This is a genomic window from Paenibacillus sp. NPDC055715 (assembly GCF_053617595.1).
On the sequence record NZ_JBSHGA010000002.1, the window covers coordinates 448,237 to 466,210 of the forward strand.

Below are 17,974 nucleotides of genomic sequence, written 5' to 3' on the forward strand. Positions count from 1 at the left end.
AGGGGACAGGATGGCTTTTGAAAATCCGTCAAGAGAAGAGATCAAAAGCATTTTGGAACAAATAGGCAACATTGCAGTTGTAGGTTTGTCTGATAAATCAGACCGGACCTCGTATATGGTGGCTTATGCTATGCAAAAGCGGGGATACCGGATTATTCCGGTTAATCCTGCGGCAGCGGGGCAAACGATTTTAGGAGAAACTTGCTATGCAAGTCTCCAAGAAGTACCTGAGCCTGTCGAACTGGTCAATGTATTCCGTCGCAGTGAGTATTGCGCTGAAGTTGCTCGTGAGGCAGCTGCCATTGGTGCCAAGGTTTTGTGGCTTCAACAGGGCATTATCAGCCAGGAAGCCGCTGACATCGCGCAGGAGCATGGAATCACGGTAATTATGGATCGCTGCATTAAGGTAGAGGATTCCGTAGCCCAAGCTGTACGCAAAGGATCATTTGGACATGAAGAAAAACCTTCGCCCCGATGAAATACGGGGAGAAGGTTTTTGGTGTGGGATTGGATTATATTTGGCTTCACTTTTTTCATTTAGATGCTTTGTTAAGTTTAGTTAGGAGCAGTATATTCTACTTACAGAAATCCATATAATGTATGTATCACATAGTTGTATATTATCTTAGTGAATCAGCTCATTTTATTGGTTATGGTAATGGGTCGGATACAAGATTCCTGCTCAATAGAACGTTTAGATAAAACCTCAAGTATGGATTCATGCCGTTCTTGTGTGCCGGAAGTCACATGAATGGCTTCAGCGTTCCGTGCAACCTGATTAAAAGTGGCTTCCAACTTGGACTCCAAGCGTTCAAAACTGCTGTCTATTGAATCAAACTGTACATCTATGGCATCGAACCGCAGATCCATGGTTTCAAGACGGGTAACGACAGTATCGAGCCGCCGATCTATCGAGAGGATAAATAAGCAATATACAACTTGAATAAGTTATTTTAATAAAACTATTCAGACCTGTAAATGCGTATATAAGTATTTTTGATCAAGCAAGAGAATCGCTTTGACAAAAGTATTTATTCGGCTTACCATCAGGGATAGAAAGGAGAGGAATGCCATGAATTGGCTCGGATCCTTGCAACAGCTTGGTCGTGCTGTCATGCTCCCGACGATGGTGTTACCGGCTGCTGCTATATTACTAAGTCTCGGCAGCCTCCCCTGGTCCGCGTGGGGATTTCCAATGGTGTCTGATATGGCTAATGCAGCAGGGCGCGGGATTTTTTATTTTTTGCCGTATTTGTTTGCCGTTGGTGTAGCACTCGGCATGTCGAATCAGGCAGGTCAGGCGGGACTGGCGGCATTGGCTGGTATGGCTATATATGATCAGGTCACATTGAGATTTGGAAACGGACTCATTCATCCGGCGACGCTCATTGGCATCATTTTAGGTATCATTTCAGGGGTGGCGTATAATCGCTTCAAAAGCATCAAGCTGCCCGAGGTACTCCAATTTTTTGGAGGTACTCGATTTGTTTTACTGCTAATTGGTTTGTTCTCCGCCGTGTTCGCAGGACTGATGCTTATTGTGGCTCCACTCATTCAGAGAGGATTGCAGTTTATAGCAGGTCTGGAGTTGAGCTTGGGCGGCTTCGGATTGTTTATTTACGGTTTTTTGTATCGGGTGCTGGCGGCTTTTGGCCTTCACCATCTGCTTAATAATATCTTCTGGTTTCAACTGGGTACATATAAAACACCGTCAGGCAACGTAGTGCAGGGGGATTTACCCCGATTTTTCGCTGGAGATCCGACGGCTGGCTATTTTATGTCAGGGTTGTTTCCCATTATGATGTTTGCGATTCCAGCCATTGCGATGGCGATTATTCAAGAAGCGCGTGAAGACTTGAAGCCGAAGGTGCAAAAGACGTTTTTGACTGCTGCACTCGTCTGCTTTTTTACCGGTGTATCGGAACAAATCGAGTTTGCCTTTTTGTTTGCTGCTCCTTATCTGTTCCTCGTTCATGCAGTCATGTCAGGTCTGGCCATGTGGCTTACCTTTGAGCTGGATATTCATCACGGGTTTTCATATTCAGCGGGTTTTATAGATTACGTAATCAATTTCCATCTGTCACATAACGCCTGGTTGTTGATTCCGTTAGGTGTGGCATATGGACTGGTGTATTATGTGCTATTCCGCTGGGCGATTCGGAGGTTCCGTATTCCCACTCCAGGCCGCGAGGAAGGTTCGGTTCTGGAGGATTGGGCAGGCAATATTCCATACAGCGCTCCGCTCATTTTAGAGGCGCTCGGCGGGAAGGAAAATATTGTTCGGGTGGAAGCCTGCATTACACGGTTGCGCCTCACCGTCCACAATGACCGACTGATTGATACCGGAGCGATAAAAGCTTTGGGCTCGGCTGGACTCATCAACCTGGGAGGAGGCAACTTGCAGGTTGTGTTTGGGACGTATTCGGAGCTGATTCGTGAAGAAATCGCGAAGCTTATGGAGCGTGATCTTCCTCAAGTGTTGTTCAACGCCCCTGTGTATGGAAAAATGCTGCCGATTCACGAGGTGCCGGATAAAATTTTTGCAACGAAGCTGGTCGGGGACGGAGTTGCTTTTGTTCCTGAACGAGGTGAACTCGTGTCTCCGGTGTATGGTACAGTTATGCATCTGTATCCGACCATGCACGCTTTGGGCATCTCTACACGAGAGGGACTTGAGGTTCTGCTTCATATAGGGATTGATACTTCACAGCTAAAAGGGAACTTTACTGCTATGGTAGAAACAGGCGATACGGTGGAACCGGGACAATTGCTGATCAAATTTGATTTGCAGGCGCTGCGGGAACATGCTTCATCTTTAGTGACCCCCATGGTCATTACGAACCCGGATCGCGTGAAGTCATGGAGCTTTGCTCCGTTTAAAACGGTGAAAAAAGGTCAGGCCTCGGTAATGTCCGTTGTGCTACATGACAGGAATGTTGGAGGGGTAGAGACATGATAGAAGGCATCGGCGCCGCAGCAGGTGTGGCAATCGGGAAGGCTTTTGTCCTGCCGAGCTGGGAGTGGGATTTATCTGAGCAGAAAATGGATGCGGTGGATCTCGCGAAGGAATTCGAGCGGTTGTATGAGGGGATACGCACATCCAAAAGTGAAATCCAGATTATAAAGGATGAGTTTCGGGGAATGGTGGGACCGGAGGAATCCAGCATTTTTGATGCGCATCTGGCTATATTAGAGGACCCTGAATTCATGAACGAAGTTCGTGGAATCATCGAGCGCCAATACAAAGCAGCCGAGGTGGCGGTTAAGGAAGCGATTGACCATTTTGTGACGATGTTTGATCTGCTGGATGATGAGTATATGAAGGAACGGGCGATCGACATCAAGGATGTGGGGAATCGGCTGCTCAAGCATTTGCTGGGTGTGCCGGAAGTAACTCTTCCGAAGGACACACAGCCTTACATTCTGGTAGCCAAGGAGCTTTCTCCATCTCAATCGGCCCACTTGAATCCAAGCTATGTATTAGGAATTGTGACTATGAACGGCGGCAAAACATCGCATTCCGCGATCATGGCCCGTGCGATGGGCATTCCTCTCGTTTCGGGACTGGAGAGCAATCTCAATTTGCCTGTCCAGACTGGGGATATGATGGTTGTCGACGGAGACTTGGGTAAGGTTTATGTGAAGCCGGAGAAATCTATTATTGATCATTATACGTCATTACGTGATGAGCAGCGCCGTAGAAAAGAACAGCTTCAGGTGCTCGCTTCCGTGGAAGCCGTGACCAAGGATGGAATTGAACTGAGGCTGGCAGCGAATATCAGTTCTGTCAAGGAACTGGATGCGGCATTGAAGCATGGGGCGCAGGGTGTTGGACTGTTCCGCACGGAATTTATATATATGGATCGAAACTCTGCACCGGATGAAGATGAGCAGTATGAAGTGTATCGGCTGGTAGCAGAAAAGGCAGGAAACCACTCCGTTGTTATCCGTACATTGGATATCGGCGGGGATAAACCGCTGGACTATCTTCAACTGCCAGAGGAGGAAAACCCGTTTCTCGGCTATCGTGCTATACGCATCAGTCTCGATTGGAAGGAATTATTTAAGACCCAGTTGACAGCGATTTTACGCGCCAGTGCGGCAGGTAATATCAAGGTCATGTATCCGATGATCTCTTCGGTGGAGGAGATTCGTCAGGCGGATGCTATCTTGAAGGAAGCTATGGCGGATTTGGATGCGAGAGGGCTTGCCTATAACCCACATATCCAGCAAGGGATTATGATTGAGGTGCCAGCGGCAGCAATGATTGCCGATCTACTCGCTGCTGAAGCGGATTTTTTCAGTATAGGCACGAATGATCTGGTACAGTATGTGCTGGCCGTAGACCGCATGAACGAGCAGATTGCCCATATGTACCATCCATACCATCCGGCTGTGCTGCGGATGCTGCGCATGACGGCACAGGCGGCCCATCAGGCGGGGATTGATGTGAGTGTGTGTGGTGAAATAGCAGGAGATGAACGCTCCATTCCCTTGTGGCTGGAGTTGGGAATACACCAGCTGAGCATGTCTCCCCAGTCCTTGCTGCGAGTTAAGCATCATGTGCTGAACACGTCCGCAGCTGAGGCGACGCTGGTTGCCCAGACGTGCTTCAGCATGTCTACCGGCGCGGCGATCGAAGACAAGCTGACCGCAGTTAGTGTCAGCCGTATTCCAGCCGGGCCTGGACGACAGTAATTATGCAATGGCTTTGGAATAAAAAAGCACCTTCAAAACCATGGATAAAGTGGTGGTTTTGAAGGTGCTTTTGCTCGTTTATTTGAACTGTCTTATTTATGGGCGTTGTTTGCCAATAGATCGCAGAACGCTTTTCCGTATGGCGGAAGGTCAGGCGGACGGCGGGCAGATACAATATGTCCGTCTGTCACGACAGCTTCGTCCTTCCAGATGGCTCCTGCGTTTTCCATATCATCACGGATACCCGGTGTGGACGTTACGGTGACACCATCCAAAATTTTGGCGGAGATCAGCACCCAGCCTGCATGGCAGATTTGCCCGATAGGCTTTTGAGCGGCATGAAACTCCTGTACGAGTTGAATCACCTTGGGATAGCGGCGCAGTTTATCCGGCGCCCAGCCTCCAGGGACAAGAATCCCATCATAATCGCGGCTGTTCAATTCCTCAATGGCATATTCCGCTTCAGCAGGTACGCCATATTTTCCGATATATTTTTTACCCTTTTCAGCACCGGCCAAATGCACTTCTGCGCCTTCTTCACGAACGCGGTACACGGGGTACCATAGCTCCAGATCCTCGAATTCCTCATCTACCAGGGCGATAACCCTTTTTCCGGCAAGTCTTGACATCTAACCATCCTTTCGTGCGTCACTTGACACCGCTATTTTATAATCTGTACCTTTTACATCTTAAGAAAAAGAACGTCCAAAGTCCATTCCTTCGCAGATTCTCAAGTTAGTAGTCTGCTCTTTGACAGCAATTGTTGTCATTTTCTGATCCGCCAAAGATTTGATAATTTTTTTATAGCTGCAATCTGTGGAAGGATTTGAGGTCCCAAAGTCGAATTAAACATTATCGTCGAATCGCGCTACAAGATTCGAAAAATTAGCTTGTACCTTTCAAGCTTTTTTGATGTTGGCTTCCATCATGATGTGGCTAGCTTAAAGTTTGAAGACACGCTCTAGTAGATGGATATATCTGGATTATGATGAGATCCTCATATGGTTTGATCCTACGTAATGAGGTGGTTAAATGCATAAGCAATGCCAATGCGGTAAACCGATGGGGCTGGAGTTAAGAAAGGTGATATATGCGGACAAGGTTGAAATTTTACATGTTCCCGTATTTTCATGCCCTTCGTGCTTCTCGAGTGAGGTTTTGCAGCATGTGACGAAGGACATCAAGGAACTGTTACAAAATTTGGGGAGCGAGCCTACGGCTCGGAGCATTTCCTTTGCCCGTAACAACGAGCTGGCTGAAATTATTCGCATGCTGGTGCTGGAGGAATCGGACAATCCCAATGTGGACTGGCAATCCTCTTTGGAGGAGCGAATGGAGCTTCGAATCAACCTGCTGCTGGACCTTTATCGTTATGCGAGAAGTCAGGGAGATGAGGATTGGATGAACGATGTACAGAAAAGATTGGTTCAATTATCCGGTTTTACCAGTGAATCGGTGTTTACGAATACAAAAAACTAAAAAAATGAAAATTTTCATGGTCACCATTGGATTTTACATGTTCTTTTTGTTACGATGTGAATAGGCCATACGACAAGACACAGAAAGGAATGTATATCCAATGGCGACGATGACAAAAATGACTACTGTTCAACAATTAAATTCCGCACTGGAAGCGTCATCAGACAAGCCGCTGCTTCTCTTTAAACATAGCACACGCTGTCCGATTAGTTCCCGTGCACATCAGGAGATGGAATCCTACTTGCAAGGCACTCCCGACGAAAATATTGAATACGGTATCATTTATGTGGTAGAAGACCGGCCGGTGTCCAATGAGGCTGCGGACAGGCTTCAGGTGAAGCATGAATCGCCGCAGGCCATTTTAATCAAGGACGGAGAGGTTGTCTGGCATACATCCCATTCGAATATTACAGCCCATGCGCTCCACGATCATCTCACATAGGCAGAATGAGCGCAGTCGTTGCATAAAGTAGTATTTTGTCGTATCATGGTTTAATTAATTGATCTAGGATTCGGTTGAAAATTTATTGGCAATGGAGAGAAGGAATGTGACGGTAACGATCTATGATGTAGCTCGCGAAGCCGGTGTCTCAATGGCCACGGTATCCCGCGTAGTTAACAATAATCCTAACGTAAAGCCTCAGACCCGCAAAAAGGTGTATGAAGCGATTGAACAATTGGGATATCGCCCGAATGCGGTGGCTAGAGGTCTGGCCAGTAAGAAGACAACGACCGTTGGCGTGGTTATTCCAGATATATCGAACTCAATTTTTGCAGAAATTGCCCGCGGTATTGAAGATATTGCGAATATGTATCACTATAACATTATTTTGTGTAATGCCGATAAGCGGAAAGAAAAAGAGATTCGTGTCATTAATACGCTACTCGAAAAACAGGTTGATGGACTTCTGTTCATGGGCGGCACAGTTACGGATGAGCATATTCAGGCTTTTCATACGTCTGCGGTTCCTATCGTTCTGTGCGCAACAAGTGATGAGAAAGGCAGCTACCCTTCGGTTGATATTGACCATGAAGCCGCTGCTTTTGATGCAGTGAATACGTTGATCCGCCACGGGCATCGCCAAATCGCGATGATTAGTGGTACGCTTCAGGACCCTGCGAACGGTTATGCACGTTTCCAAGGCTACAAGAGAGCGCTGGAAGCAGTAGGAATTGAGTATCAGGAAGATCTCGTACGAATCGGGAACTATCGTTATGAGTCCGGTGTAGAGGCAATGAAGTATTTCCTGGGCCTCAAGAAGAAGCCAAGCGCGGTTTTTGCGGCTACGGATGAAATGGCGATTGGTGCGATTCATAGCATTCAGGATGAAGGCTTGAAAGTGCCGGACGATTTTTCTGTCATCAGTGTGGACAATATCCGTATGGCTTCCATGGTTCGTCCGCAGCTTACGACAGTGGCGCAACCGATGTACGATTTGGGTGCAGTAGCTATGCGTTTGCTGACCAAGCTGATGAAGAAGGAAAACGTGGAGAATCCTCGCGTCATTTTGCCGCATGAAACGATTTTGCGGTTGTCGGTTAATTATCTAGACTAGACAGATTGGTTAACAGGATAGACCTTCGATGAAAGCTCCTTTAATGGAGCTTTTTTCGTGAATACATAGTCCGTTATGCACATCATTAAACAGAGAATAGAGGGATTTGAGATGAGGAAAATCTATGGATTAATTGGTGCCATGGATGAAGAAATTGAGCTGCTGCTTGCTACAATGACTGAAGCTAGTAAGTCGGTCAAGGCTGGAATCACCTATACAAAGGGAGTCATTCATGGTCAGCAGGTTGTCATATGCAAATCCGGTGTTGGTAAGGTCAATGCTGCGGTAACGACACAAATCCTTATCGATAGCTTTGGTGCAGAACAGATCATATTTACAGGAGTGGCAGGGGCGGTGCATCCGGATTTAAATATTGGGGATATCGTGATTTCCTCGACATGTATGCAGCATGATATGGATGTCACGCCTTTGGGTTATGCCAGAGGGGTCATTCCTTATCAGGAAACCTCGGAGTTTGCGGCTGATCCTGATCTTGTACGTCTGGCTGAGCAAGCCTGTCAATCATTCGGCGATCGTTATATTATCGGCAAGGTGCTTTCCGGTGACCAGTTTGTCGCCAGTCGTGAGCTGGTAGCTGCATTGCATCAGGAGATGGACGGTGTTTGTACCGAGATGGAGGGCGCAGCAGTGGCACAGACAGCTTATATGAACGCTGTGCCTTACGTTGTCCTCCGCTCTATGTCTGATAAGGCCGACGGATCGGCTCACGTTAATTTTGGCGAATTTACGGTAGAATCCTCCCATCGTTCGCACCGGATTGTGGAGTATATGCTGAAGCATCTGGGTTAAAAGGCTAGTGATGTAACATTTAATACATGAATCTTCTCACAAACCGGATACGGTCAAACTGTTCCCGTGATGTGAGGGGGACATCCGCTCCCATTCGGACCATTAGGCAATTCGCCGGGTGGGAGCATATTTCAGGATCATCCGTAGCGTACCAGACCATATCCACCGTCTTCATCAGACGTTCCATCATGCGGCGGTATTCCCATACGGATAGACCGCTGCCTTTTAAATCCCAATGCCAATAGTACTCAGTCGTAAAAATGATATAGGATTCCAGCTGTCCGTCCTCAAAGGCGACCCGGATCATTTGGCTTCCCAGGCCCAGTCCGCGATAGTCGTCGGCTACCTCAATCGCTCCAAGCTCCAGCAGGTCCTTCATTCCGGCTTCCGACCAGCGTTCCATCTCATCCGGGTAGTGAAAAGTCACGAATCCGAGAATGCTTTCCCCATCATGAGCGATGATAATCCTGCCTTCCGGCAGTCCCGAAATATCCAACAGCGCGTCGAATTGCTCCTTCGGCTTGCGAAAGGCGTCCAGTTGTGGATGCATTTGAAATGAACGCAGTTGATCAGCGGATACGGGGCCTTCTACGTAGATCTTTTGCCCGTTATGACTCAGCGTGTTTAAATGGTGCAGTTTTAAATGCTGCATACATGCGCCTCCTTGTTTACCGTGACCTAGCTCTCCATATCCCTTACTTATAGCAAAAAAACAAATAAATGAAAAGGGTGGTCGTCACATCCTCACCTATGATATACTGATTTAGACATGAAATGTTCACAATTATTCGCTTGATCAGACGTTAAACAAAGGAATCGACATGCTTTTATTGAATTTGTAAGCGTTATCTTGTTCTGTATTATTCTCATTATATCGTGAGGAGGCTGAACGCATGAAGATTGAAGAACTCCAGGCTGTAGTTCCCACATCCAACATGGGTCCGTATGAACAAACTTACAACCACTTTCAGTGGGAAGATGCAGAGCGTCATTTTACGTGGTATGAATCAGGCAAAGTGAATATGGCGCATGAAGCGATTGACCGGCATGTAGAGGAAGGAAGAGGCAGCAAAACGGCATTGTTGTATTGTGACGCGAACCGCCATGAAGCCTACACCTTTTCTCAGTTGCGTGCTAGCTCCAACAGGTTTGGTAATGTGCTGCGTAAATACGGAATTCGCAAAGGGGAGCGAGTATTTATATTCATGCCGCGTTCGCCTGAGCTGGTCATTAGTCTGCTTGGCATTTTGAAGGTAGGAGCAGTCGTCGGGCCTTTGTTTGAGGCGTTTATGGAAACGGCTGTCAAGGATCGGTTGGAAGATAGCGGGGCGGTGGCGCTGGTGACCACGCCTGCACTTCTCTCGCGCGTAAAGCGTGAGGAACTTCCGGAGTTGCGGCATATTTTTGTGGTTGGCGATGTGGACGAACGGGAGCAAGGGACTATTGATTTTGAAACGGAAATGCTTACGTCCTCCGAGGAACTTGAACCGGAATGGCTGAGTCGTGAGGATGGGCTGATTATTCATTACACGTCAGGCTCAACGGGCAAGCCTAAAGGCGTGTATCATGTGCAAAACGCGATGATTCAGCACTATTATACCGGTAAAATGGTGCTGGATCTCCGTGAAGATGATGTGTATTGGTGTACAGCCGATCCCGGTTGGGTTACAGGAACGTCATATGGCATTTTTGCCCCATGGCTGAATGGAGCAACAAATGTTATTCGTGGCGGTCGTTTTAGTCCCGAGGACTGGTACCGAACCATTGAGCGTCACGAGGTGACTGTATGGTATAGCGCTCCTACGGCGTTTCGGATGCTCATGAGCGCAGGGGAGGATATCGTTGTTAAATATGATCTCGGAAGCCTGCGGCATGTGCTATCCGTCGGAGAGCCGCTGAATCCCGAGGTGGTGCGCTGGGGCTGGCAGGTATATAAGCAGCGTATTCATGATACCTGGTGGATGACGGAAACGGGTGGACAAATGATCTGTAATTACCCTGAGCTATCGATTAAGCCCGGCTCGATGGGAAAGCCATTGCCTGGCATTCAGGCCGCTATTCTGGACGACAGAGGGCAAGTGCTGCCGCCCAACCGAATGGGACATTTGGCGATACGTACGCCGTGGCCGTCTATGATGAACTGTATATGGAATAACCCGGACAAATTTCAGGAGTATTTCCGTTTTTCTGGCTGGTATGTGTCCGGTGATTCTGCCTATATGGATGAGGACGGATACTTCTGGTTTCAGGGGCGGATTGATGATGTCATTAATTCCTCCGGGGAGAGAATCGGTCCATTTGAGGTCGAGAGCAAGCTTCTGGAGCATCCCGCTGTAGCGGAGGCTGGAGTGATAGGTAAGCCGGATACCGTACGGGGAGAGATCATTAAAGCTTTTATCGCACTTCGTGAAGGCTATACACCCTCCGAAGCTTTGCAGCAGGATATTTATCGCTTTGTCAAAGAAGGGCTGTCTGCCCATGCTGCACCACGCGAAATTGAGTTTAAGGAAAAGCTGCCCAAAACCCGTTCCGGTAAAATTATGAGACGTGTACTGAAAGCCTGGGAGCTTAATCTTCCTACAGGAGATTTGTCTACCATAGAGGATTAAATGCTTTTTAAGAAAGATACAAAAAAAGGGAGTCTCCAAAGCTGTGATGGCTGAGGGACTCCCTTTTTGTTGAGCTGATAAAGTGGATTTTCACCAAATATCAGCATTTGTTGCTGTTGTGAGCTGTTATGGACGAACGGCTCCGGAAGGAGCTGATTCCCCCAAGGCATTCATGGAAGTGATGCGGAACCAACCCTTCGGTTTTCTGCCCGCTTTATATTCAAAGCTGGTGGACGCGGTGGAGCCGATGTTTGTAAAAGGCTCCGCACCGCTTTCACTGTAATACACGTTATAGCCTGTAATAGCATCCGCAGGCTTTCCTGCCCTCCATTGGAGCGCTATGGATGAGCCTGCTGCTTTCGCTTGAGGCTGACCAGGAGCGGTAGGAAGCTCCGTAGGCTGCGCACCTGTTCCATTTTCTTCACCCGGTACAACTGGATTCTCGTGATCAACAGGTGGCACTACAGACGCTGCACTTGCTTGGGAGCTTGGCCCTGACTCACGTCCGCCTACATCAACGGCGGTTACGTAGTAGCTGGAACTACTACCTCTTGGACTGTCAGAGAACACTTTGGAGCCGTCAGCCATGACGACCTTGCCAAGCCGTTGGAAGCTGCCCCCATCCGTAGAACGATATAGACGGTATCCTACGACATCGTTGTTTCCGCTCGGGCTAAAGCTGATCATAGCTTTGCCGTCACCATAGCTTACGCTAACGTTAGACGGAGCACTAGGAGCGGCTCCATCGTCTTTACGCGGATCAATCTGGGTAGGAGCCGCCTTATCTGCATCCTGAGGCAGATAGTAGGACAACGAATTATGCCGTTTCATCACCGTAAAGGCTTGCCGAAGCTCTTTAATCAGCTCTGAAATCGGCTTTTCCCGTTTTCTAACAGTCTGCTCGTTCAACATATCATCCGGTGTGCCGTCCCGTGGGATGTAATTGACACCCTGATTGGTAATATATTTGGCACGAGTGACACCATTTTCACTATTTTTGGGTGGATACTTACTGTTGTAAATATCCGAACCGTATGCGGACGCTGTTCTTGTTACAATACCGTCTGGTCGCTTGAAGCTGTCGGTTTGGAACAGATCCGGATCCTTTGCGGTCACTTCATTCATGATTTGCGCCCACAGGCGGCGTGCCCGCTCTTTTTGTGCTTTCGTTTCAAGCTTATTGACAGGTTGCTTATAGCCAACCCACACACCTAGCGTGACGTCAGGCGTAAAGCCCTCGAACCAAACATCGGTATAGGATTGTGTAGTACCTGTTTTACCGGCTATCGGAATCTTGCCCGCTTGATTGAAATTACGCTTCACCAGTTTGCCTGTACCTTCGGACACGGCTGTACGCAGCATATCCGTCATCAGATAGGCGGTTTGTGGTGTAAAGGCTTGTACAGGATTAGGCTGATGCTTATAAACAATATTGCCTTGCGAGTCCACAATCTTTTCAATCATGTAGGCATCATTAAATACACCGCCATTTGGAATCGCACCATAAGCATTCGTCAGTTCCTCGACTGTGACCCCGTGGGCCAAGCCGCCGAGTACACCCGTCTGAGCGTTGTTATCGCTTGGTTCCAAGGTGGTAATGCCTAGCTTCTTGGCAAAATCCCAAGCTTTCCTGATACCTACTTTTTCGTTAAACAGCTTGAGTGCTACCGTATTTAGTGACTGATTCAGCGCATAACGGGCCGTAACCAGCCCCTGATAGCGGTTATTGGAGTTTTTCGGGATGTGATACCCATTACTGCCATCCTTCAAAATAATAGGTGCATCATCCACGATGCTGCCAGGCTGCACGAGACCGCTGTCCAATGCAGGGAGATAAGCGGCAATCGGCTTCATAGCCGATCCCGGCTGGCGTACCATCTGGGTCACATAATTCATCTGTTCCTTTTGGAAATCCCGGCCTTCCATCATACCGAGAATCGCGCCTGTTTTATGCTGAATAAGAATCGCGGCCGCTTGCTCGTCGCCCTTGGTTTTACTTGTGGAAGAAAAATTATTCTTGTTCTCTGCGATTTGGCGCATCGACTTGTAGATGCTTTTATCAATAGTGGTGTATACCATATAACCACCTGTTCGAAGCTGTTGTTCAGCTTCTTTGAGCAAGTCGTTATCATCCTTGGTCTTGGCATCTGTATCTGCGTTGGCATTGGCCGCTTGTCCCGGATTTGTGACCGACATGAGTGCCTGCGCAGCTTGGCGTTCCGTTTCCATCATAAGATACGGATACGTGTTATAGGCTTTAATGGTGCGTGGAGCGAGCGACTTTTTGATATCAAAAGCCATCGCCTCATCATACTGCGCCTGATTGATTTTGTTCTCCTCCAGCATTCGGCTGAGTACCAGGTGCTGGCGGTTGATCGCCCTTTTAAAGCCGGACTCGTTAAATTCGCCCTTACCGTTGTAAGCGGAATAAGAGGAAGGAAGCTGTGGCAGACCTGCCAGATAGGCGGCTTGAGCCACATTCAGCTTACTCAGATCATTCTCGTTAAAAATACCTTTGGCCGCTGCTTTGATCCCAAAGACGTTATAACCGCTAGACCCGTTACCAAAAGGTACTTTATTGAGATAGGCCGTAATAATTTGCTGTTTGCTCAGGAAGCGCTCAAGGCGCAGAGAGAGCAAAATTTCCTTGACCTTGCGGTCATCCGTGCGATCCAGATTCAGAAAGACACGACGGGCGAGCTGCTGGGTCAGCGTGCTTCCCCCGGTTTGTACGGATTCATGCAGCGCTTTTTGTTTTATAGCCCGCAGCGTTCCCGACAGATCGACACCTTTGTGCTCGTAAAAATGGTTATCTTCAATGGCAATGACTGCGTCAATGACGAGTTGCGGAATCTCCTTAAACGTGACAGGACGCCGATCTTCTTCTGTCCGGAGCTGTCCGATGGGGGAGCCATCATTGAAATAAGCGAAGCCTGTAATTGCGTTTTTGTTTACTTCCTGTTCAATCATGGATCTGGAGCGTACAGGGTCGCTTTTCACAATAGAGGCTACATAGCCGGCTGCGGCTCCTCCTGCGAACAGAGCCCCCATAAAACCGATGATGACGACCCACTTTATGACACGGCCGAGCCTTCGCATGGTTGTCCGTAAGCGGGAAGGCTTTGGCTCTAATACATTGTTGTTTTCTTCAACCATTAAGTCTTCCTCCTTTATAACAGCCATTATTATAGCATAAAATTACAAAATGAACCCATATGCTAAAAAGCCTGTCTTTTGGTGTCGTTGACTCCATAAAAGCGGTGTGTTATAAATAGGTCAAAGTGAATATCTTGAAAAGCAGAGAAAGACTTCAGTAGAAGGTGGAATTACGTTGTGCAGAGAGCCGATGGGTGGTGCGAATCGGTAACGACCCTCCTTTGAATTACCGTCTGGAGCTGTCTGGATGAATGTCAGAGCTTTTGCAGATTTGCGAAGCTGACCATAGTAATCCAGTACCGGGTGTAGGCCCGTTATAGGAATGAAGTGAAAGAAACGCTTGTCTTTGGCATACGTTTCTTTAATTAGGGTGGTAACGCGAGCAGCTCTTTCTCGTCCCTTGGGATGAAAGGGGCTTTTTGGTTTGTTTTAATATGTAATATTTGGATAAAAACAGGAGGTATACAGGATGAAGTGGGAAGAGTTGAAGCCTGAACAGCAGGCAGAGGTAGAACGTCAATTAAGTGTGATTCAACGCGGTGTGGCAGAAATTGTACCGGAGGACGAGCTGAAGCGTAAGGTTATTAAATCGGTCGTTAGCGGTGAGCCACTCCAAATTAAATTAGGACTTGACCCATCGGCGCCGGATATTCACATCGGGCATACGGTCGTTATGCATAAGCTACGCCAGTTTCAGGAGCTTGGTCATCAGGTGCAACTTATCATCGGTGATTTTACGGGCAAGATTGGTGATCCGACAGGCAAATCGGAAACCCGGAAGCAGCTGACTGAGGAAGATGTCCAGCGCAATGCTCAGACGTATAAGGAACAGATATTCAAACTTCTGGACCCCGAAAAAACAAAGGTATACTACAATTCCCATTGGTTGGCTCCCATGTCTTTTGCCGATGTGGTAACTCTGGCCGCTAAAGTAACTGTCGCACGTATGCTGGAACGGGATGACTTTACGAAAAGATACCAAAACGGCTTGCCGATCAGCATCCATGAATTTTTCTACCCGTTGATGCAAGGGATGGATTCAGTGGAACTCCGAAGCGACATCGAGCTGGGCGGTACAGATCAAAAGTTCAATTTGCTGATGGGTAGAACTCTGCAAAAGGAATACGGAGTGGAGCCACAGGCCACTATTACGTTGCCACTGCTTGAAGGGCTGGATGGCGTGCAGAAGATGAGCAAAAGTCTGGGCAACTATATTGGTGTCAATGAGGAGCCGAACGAAATCTACGGAAAATCCATGTCGGTTCCTGATGAACTAATGCTTAAATATTTTGAGCTGGCAACAGATTTGAACAATGAGGAATTGGCTGAGCTGGCGGAAGGCATTAAGAACGGTTCAGTGCATCCGCGTGACGCCAAAATGAAGCTGGCTGGAACGTTGGTACGCATGTACCACGGTAAGGAAGCGGAGGAAGCAGCGAAGCAGCATTTTGTGACTGTGTTCCAGCAACGAGCGCTGCCTGACGATATTGAAGAGTTCACTTTGACGGCGGATCATTTGGAAGCTGGCGGCATCCGTGTCATCCAATTGCTGACTCATTTGGGCTTTGCGGCATCTAACGGTGAAGCCAAACGCAGCATTCAGCAGGGCTCGGTCAAAATTAATGAAGAGAAATGGACTGATGTAAACGAAGCATACACGCCTCAGGAAGGCGATATTGTGCAAGTGGGTAAACGGAAGTTCGCCAAAATCAAGCTGGGCTGATAAAAGTGTGAGACACATGGCGGGAGTGAGGTAGCCCTGGGTCTAATTTAGTCTACACCGCTGTGCTTCTCCAGATTTAAATCAGGTCGCTTCGCTGTCGCCCGCCGTAAATCACCATTCTTATAGCAACGCTGAGACATGCATAGTGTCTCTGCGTTGCTTTTTTATTTTTACTGAAGTAAAAAGGCCGTGGTAAACTTAGCACAAATGATCAAACAAGCATGTGCAGGATTGTACATAATGGATTACGAAGTCTTGCTAAATTCGCTTGGTGGATGAATGGTCAAACCATAACAAGCACGGGGAAGGATCGTATGGACTACTTTAAAAGAATACAGTGTGCGATTGAGTTTATTGAAATGAATCTTCGAGAGGAGTTGAAAATTACGGAAATTGCTTCGCAAGCTTGCTTTTCATCCTTTCATTTTCAGCGGCTTTTTCAGGCGATTTCGGGTTTTACGGTTCAACAGTATATAAGGAAGAGAAGATTATCGGAGGCGGCTGTAGGGCTGAAACAGTCTAATCAAAAGGTATTAGATATTGCTCTTGAATACCAGTACAGTTCGCAAGAAGCGTTTACACGTGCTTTTGAAAAAAGTTTTGGTGTCACCCCGGGGAGATACCGGAATGGTGATATAGATATTTCTCGACAACACAAGATCAATTTTCTGGATTATCAAAAGAACACCAAAGGGGATTTGGATGTGAATAAGCCGGTGATGTTGCAACTCGATACGATTAAGATTATAGGGTATGAATACAAAACAAACCTGAATCATGAGCAGCATTATAATGAGATTCCAGGATTTTATGATCACTTTGGAACGAATAAGCATTTTATGCGTGTTCCGAATAAAATTACACCGGGGATGTCGTACGGTATTGCTTGCTATTTTCAAGATAATGGTGAATTTTCATTTGTGATTGGCGAGGAAGTTGGGGGAGAAGCGGAAGATTTGGCAAAGGGTTTTATCTATATGGAGATTCCAGCAGGAAAGTATGCCGAATTTAACGCTTCAGGTCCGAATGGCCGGGTTCAGGATGTGCGAAACTATATCTACGGCACATGGCTTCCCAACTCTAATTTTGAGCGTAGGGAAGGACCGGATTTTGAAATCACCGACGTGATGAATTCCTCCTTTCCCGATCATTTGGATATTAAGGTATATATACCGATCGAATAAAATGTTGCAAGCTGTACGCTACAGTGACACGAAAAAAGCACCCGAACAAGGTTCGGGTGCTTTTCGGTGCTATCACAAGGATTAGCGGTTGTAGAATTCGACGATTTGTTTTTCGTCGATATCTTGGGACAATTCGCCACGCTCAGGCAAACGAATGTATTTGCCTTCCAGAGCTGCGTCATTGTACTCCAGGTAAGCTGCCAAGTGGTTGCGGTTTTCCAAAGCTTCTTTGATGGAAGACAGGGAACGACTTCTTTCACGAAGACCGATCACGTCGCCCAGGCTTACTTGGTAAGAAGCGATGTCAACTTTTTTACCGTTCACAGTAACGTGACCGTGTGCTACCAATTGACGTGCGCCTGCACGGGAATTAGCAAAGCCAAGACGGAACACAAGGTTGTCCAGGCGGCTTTCCAGCAAGAACATGAAGTTCTCACCAGCGATACCGTGCATGTGTTGAGCTTTGTTGAACAGAGTGCGGAATTGTTTTTCACCCAAGCCGTACATGTGACGCAGCTTTTGTTTTTCTTGAAGCTGCATACCGTAGTTGCTGATTTTTCTCCGTTGGTTTGCACCATGTTGTCCCGGAGGGAAAGGGCGTTTCAATTCTTTACCTGTGCCGCTCAGGGAAATCCCCAGACGACGGCTCAATTTAAATTTAGGACCAGTGTAACGTGCCATTATAGAGTTAACTCCTTCATAATTAAAATTTGAGTTGGGGCTCTCTTTGCGCTCCAATTTGTTCGGCGCTACCAATCA

Annotated in this window: 15 protein-coding genes and 1 other annotated feature; of the genes, 10 read left to right on the top strand and 5 right to left on the bottom strand. The window is 47.4% G+C overall.

From position 1 onward, the window contains the following. Positions 1–10: 10 nt before the first annotated feature. Positions 11–478: a CoA-binding protein gene (locus ACWGOO_RS06525; RefSeq protein WP_452481959.1), complete on the top strand. Its 468-nt coding sequence runs from the start codon at positions 11–13 to the stop codon at positions 476–478. Positions 479–633: 155 nt separating this feature from the next. Here the strand turns inward: ACWGOO_RS06525 and ACWGOO_RS06530 are convergent, their stop codons facing one another. Continuing rightward, positions 634–870, bottom strand: coding sequence for a hypothetical protein (locus tag ACWGOO_RS06530; protein WP_452481960.1), 237 nt, complete (start codon positions 868–870; stop codon positions 634–636). A 202-nt stretch (positions 871–1,072) separates the two neighbouring features. Between ACWGOO_RS06530 and ACWGOO_RS06535 the strand changes: the two genes are divergently transcribed. Together ACWGOO_RS06535 and ptsP are read left to right on the top strand one after the other, a co-directional pair. Next, the gene (locus ACWGOO_RS06535; RefSeq protein ID WP_452481961.1) at positions 1,073–2,956 is read left to right on the top strand and encodes a glucose PTS transporter subunit IIA; all 1,884 of its coding nucleotides are present in this window, start codon (positions 1,073–1,075) and stop codon (positions 2,954–2,956) included. Continuing rightward, positions 2,953–4,698, top strand: coding sequence for a phosphoenolpyruvate--protein phosphotransferase (gene ptsP, locus ACWGOO_RS06540; protein ID WP_452481962.1), 1,746 nt, complete (start codon positions 2,953–2,955; stop codon positions 4,696–4,698). Before ACWGOO_RS06535 ends, ptsP begins: the two co-directional genes overlap by 4 nt. A 92-nt stretch (positions 4,699–4,790) precedes the next feature. Here ptsP and ACWGOO_RS06545 read toward each other — a convergent pair whose 3' ends face one another. Further along, positions 4,791–5,327, bottom strand: coding sequence for a type 1 glutamine amidotransferase domain-containing protein (locus ACWGOO_RS06545; RefSeq protein ID WP_452481963.1), 537 nt, complete (start codon positions 5,325–5,327; stop codon positions 4,791–4,793). A 403-nt stretch (positions 5,328–5,730) separates the two neighbouring features. Here ACWGOO_RS06545 and ACWGOO_RS06550 point away from each other — a divergent pair, with 403 nt between their 5' ends. From ACWGOO_RS06550 to ACWGOO_RS06565, 4 genes are all read left to right on the top strand, one after another. After that, complete coding sequence (locus ACWGOO_RS06550; protein WP_452481964.1) at positions 5,731–6,177, top strand: hypothetical protein; 447 nt, start codon at positions 5,731–5,733, stop codon at positions 6,175–6,177. 100 nt (positions 6,178–6,277) lie between these two features. Next, complete coding sequence (gene ytxJ / locus ACWGOO_RS06555) at positions 6,278–6,619, top strand: bacillithiol system redox-active protein YtxJ (RefSeq protein WP_452481965.1); 342 nt, start codon at positions 6,278–6,280, stop codon at positions 6,617–6,619. Between the two features lie 106 nt (positions 6,620–6,725). Next, the gene (gene ccpA, locus ACWGOO_RS06560; protein ID WP_452481966.1) at positions 6,726–7,733 is read left to right on the top strand and encodes a catabolite control protein A; all 1,008 of its coding nucleotides are present in this window, start codon (positions 6,726–6,728) and stop codon (positions 7,731–7,733) included. A gap of 111 nt (positions 7,734–7,844) precedes the next feature. Continuing rightward, complete coding sequence (locus tag ACWGOO_RS06565; protein WP_452481967.1) at positions 7,845–8,543, top strand: 5'-methylthioadenosine/adenosylhomocysteine nucleosidase; 699 nt, start codon at positions 7,845–7,847, stop codon at positions 8,541–8,543. A gap of 19 nt (positions 8,544–8,562) precedes the next feature. On the opposite strand, the gene ACWGOO_RS06570 is transcribed toward ACWGOO_RS06565, so the two are convergent. Next, positions 8,563–9,195, bottom strand: coding sequence for a GNAT family N-acetyltransferase (locus ACWGOO_RS06570; protein ID WP_452481968.1), 633 nt, complete (start codon positions 9,193–9,195; stop codon positions 8,563–8,565). Between the two features lie 241 nt (positions 9,196–9,436). Here ACWGOO_RS06570 and acsA point away from each other — a divergent pair, with 241 nt between their 5' ends. Further along, positions 9,437–11,152, top strand: a complete 1,716-nt coding sequence (gene acsA, locus ACWGOO_RS06575; protein ID WP_452481969.1) for an acetate--CoA ligase — start codon at positions 9,437–9,439, stop codon at positions 11,150–11,152. Between the two features lie 126 nt (positions 11,153–11,278). On the opposite strand, the gene ACWGOO_RS06580 is transcribed toward acsA, so the two are convergent. Beyond that, a complete protein-coding gene (locus ACWGOO_RS06580; RefSeq protein WP_452481970.1) occupies positions 11,279–14,308 on the bottom strand; it encodes a transglycosylase domain-containing protein in 3,030 nt (1,009 codons plus the stop codon). 135 nt (positions 14,309–14,443) lie between these two features. Then, positions 14,444–14,712 (top strand) — a binding site (T-box leader). A gap of 65 nt (positions 14,713–14,777) precedes the next feature. Here ACWGOO_RS06580 and tyrS point away from each other — a divergent pair. Both tyrS and ACWGOO_RS06590 read left to right on the top strand, forming a co-directional pair. Further along, complete coding sequence (gene tyrS / locus ACWGOO_RS06585) at positions 14,778–16,031, top strand: tyrosine--tRNA ligase (protein ID WP_452481971.1); 1,254 nt, start codon at positions 14,778–14,780, stop codon at positions 16,029–16,031. A 314-nt stretch (positions 16,032–16,345) separates the two neighbouring features. Then, on the top strand, positions 16,346–17,215 hold the full coding sequence (locus ACWGOO_RS06590) for an AraC family transcriptional regulator (protein WP_452482049.1): 870 nt from the start codon (positions 16,346–16,348) through the stop codon (positions 17,213–17,215). 81 nt (positions 17,216–17,296) lie between these two features. On the opposite strand, the gene rpsD is transcribed toward ACWGOO_RS06590, so the two are convergent. Continuing rightward, positions 17,297–17,896, bottom strand: a complete 600-nt coding sequence (gene rpsD, locus ACWGOO_RS06595) for a 30S ribosomal protein S4 (RefSeq protein ID WP_025684247.1) — start codon at positions 17,894–17,896, stop codon at positions 17,297–17,299. Positions 17,897–17,974 lie beyond the last annotated feature (78 nt).

Coding starts and splice junctions, on each gene's coding strand:
- ACWGOO_RS06525 (WP_452481959.1), top strand. CDS start 11: ATGGCTTTTGAAAATCCGTCAAGAGAAGAGATCAAAAGCATTTTGGAA.
- ACWGOO_RS06530 (WP_452481960.1), bottom strand. CDS start 870: ATGGATCTGCGGTTCGATGCCATAGATGTACAGTTTGATTCAATAGAC.
- ACWGOO_RS06535 (WP_452481961.1), top strand. CDS start 1,073: ATGAATTGGCTCGGATCCTTGCAACAGCTTGGTCGTGCTGTCATGCTC.
- ptsP (WP_452481962.1), top strand. CDS start 2,953: ATGATAGAAGGCATCGGCGCCGCAGCAGGTGTGGCAATCGGGAAGGCT.
- ACWGOO_RS06545 (WP_452481963.1), bottom strand. CDS start 5,327: ATGTCAAGACTTGCCGGAAAAAGGGTTATCGCCCTGGTAGATGAGGAA.
- ACWGOO_RS06550 (WP_452481964.1), top strand. CDS start 5,731: ATGCATAAGCAATGCCAATGCGGTAAACCGATGGGGCTGGAGTTAAGA.
- ytxJ (WP_452481965.1), top strand. CDS start 6,278: ATGGCGACGATGACAAAAATGACTACTGTTCAACAATTAAATTCCGCA.
- ACWGOO_RS06565 (WP_452481967.1), top strand. CDS start 7,845: ATGAGGAAAATCTATGGATTAATTGGTGCCATGGATGAAGAAATTGAG.
- ACWGOO_RS06570 (WP_452481968.1), bottom strand. CDS start 9,195: ATGCAGCATTTAAAACTGCACCATTTAAACACGCTGAGTCATAACGGG.
- acsA (WP_452481969.1), top strand. CDS start 9,437: ATGAAGATTGAAGAACTCCAGGCTGTAGTTCCCACATCCAACATGGGT.
- ACWGOO_RS06580 (WP_452481970.1), bottom strand. CDS start 14,308: ATGGTTGAAGAAAACAACAATGTATTAGAGCCAAAGCCTTCCCGCTTA.
- tyrS (WP_452481971.1), top strand. CDS start 14,778: ATGAAGTGGGAAGAGTTGAAGCCTGAACAGCAGGCAGAGGTAGAACGT.
- ACWGOO_RS06590 (WP_452482049.1), top strand. CDS start 16,346: ATGGACTACTTTAAAAGAATACAGTGTGCGATTGAGTTTATTGAAATG.
- rpsD (WP_025684247.1), bottom strand. CDS start 17,896: ATGGCACGTTACACTGGTCCTAAATTTAAATTGAGCCGTCGTCTGGGG.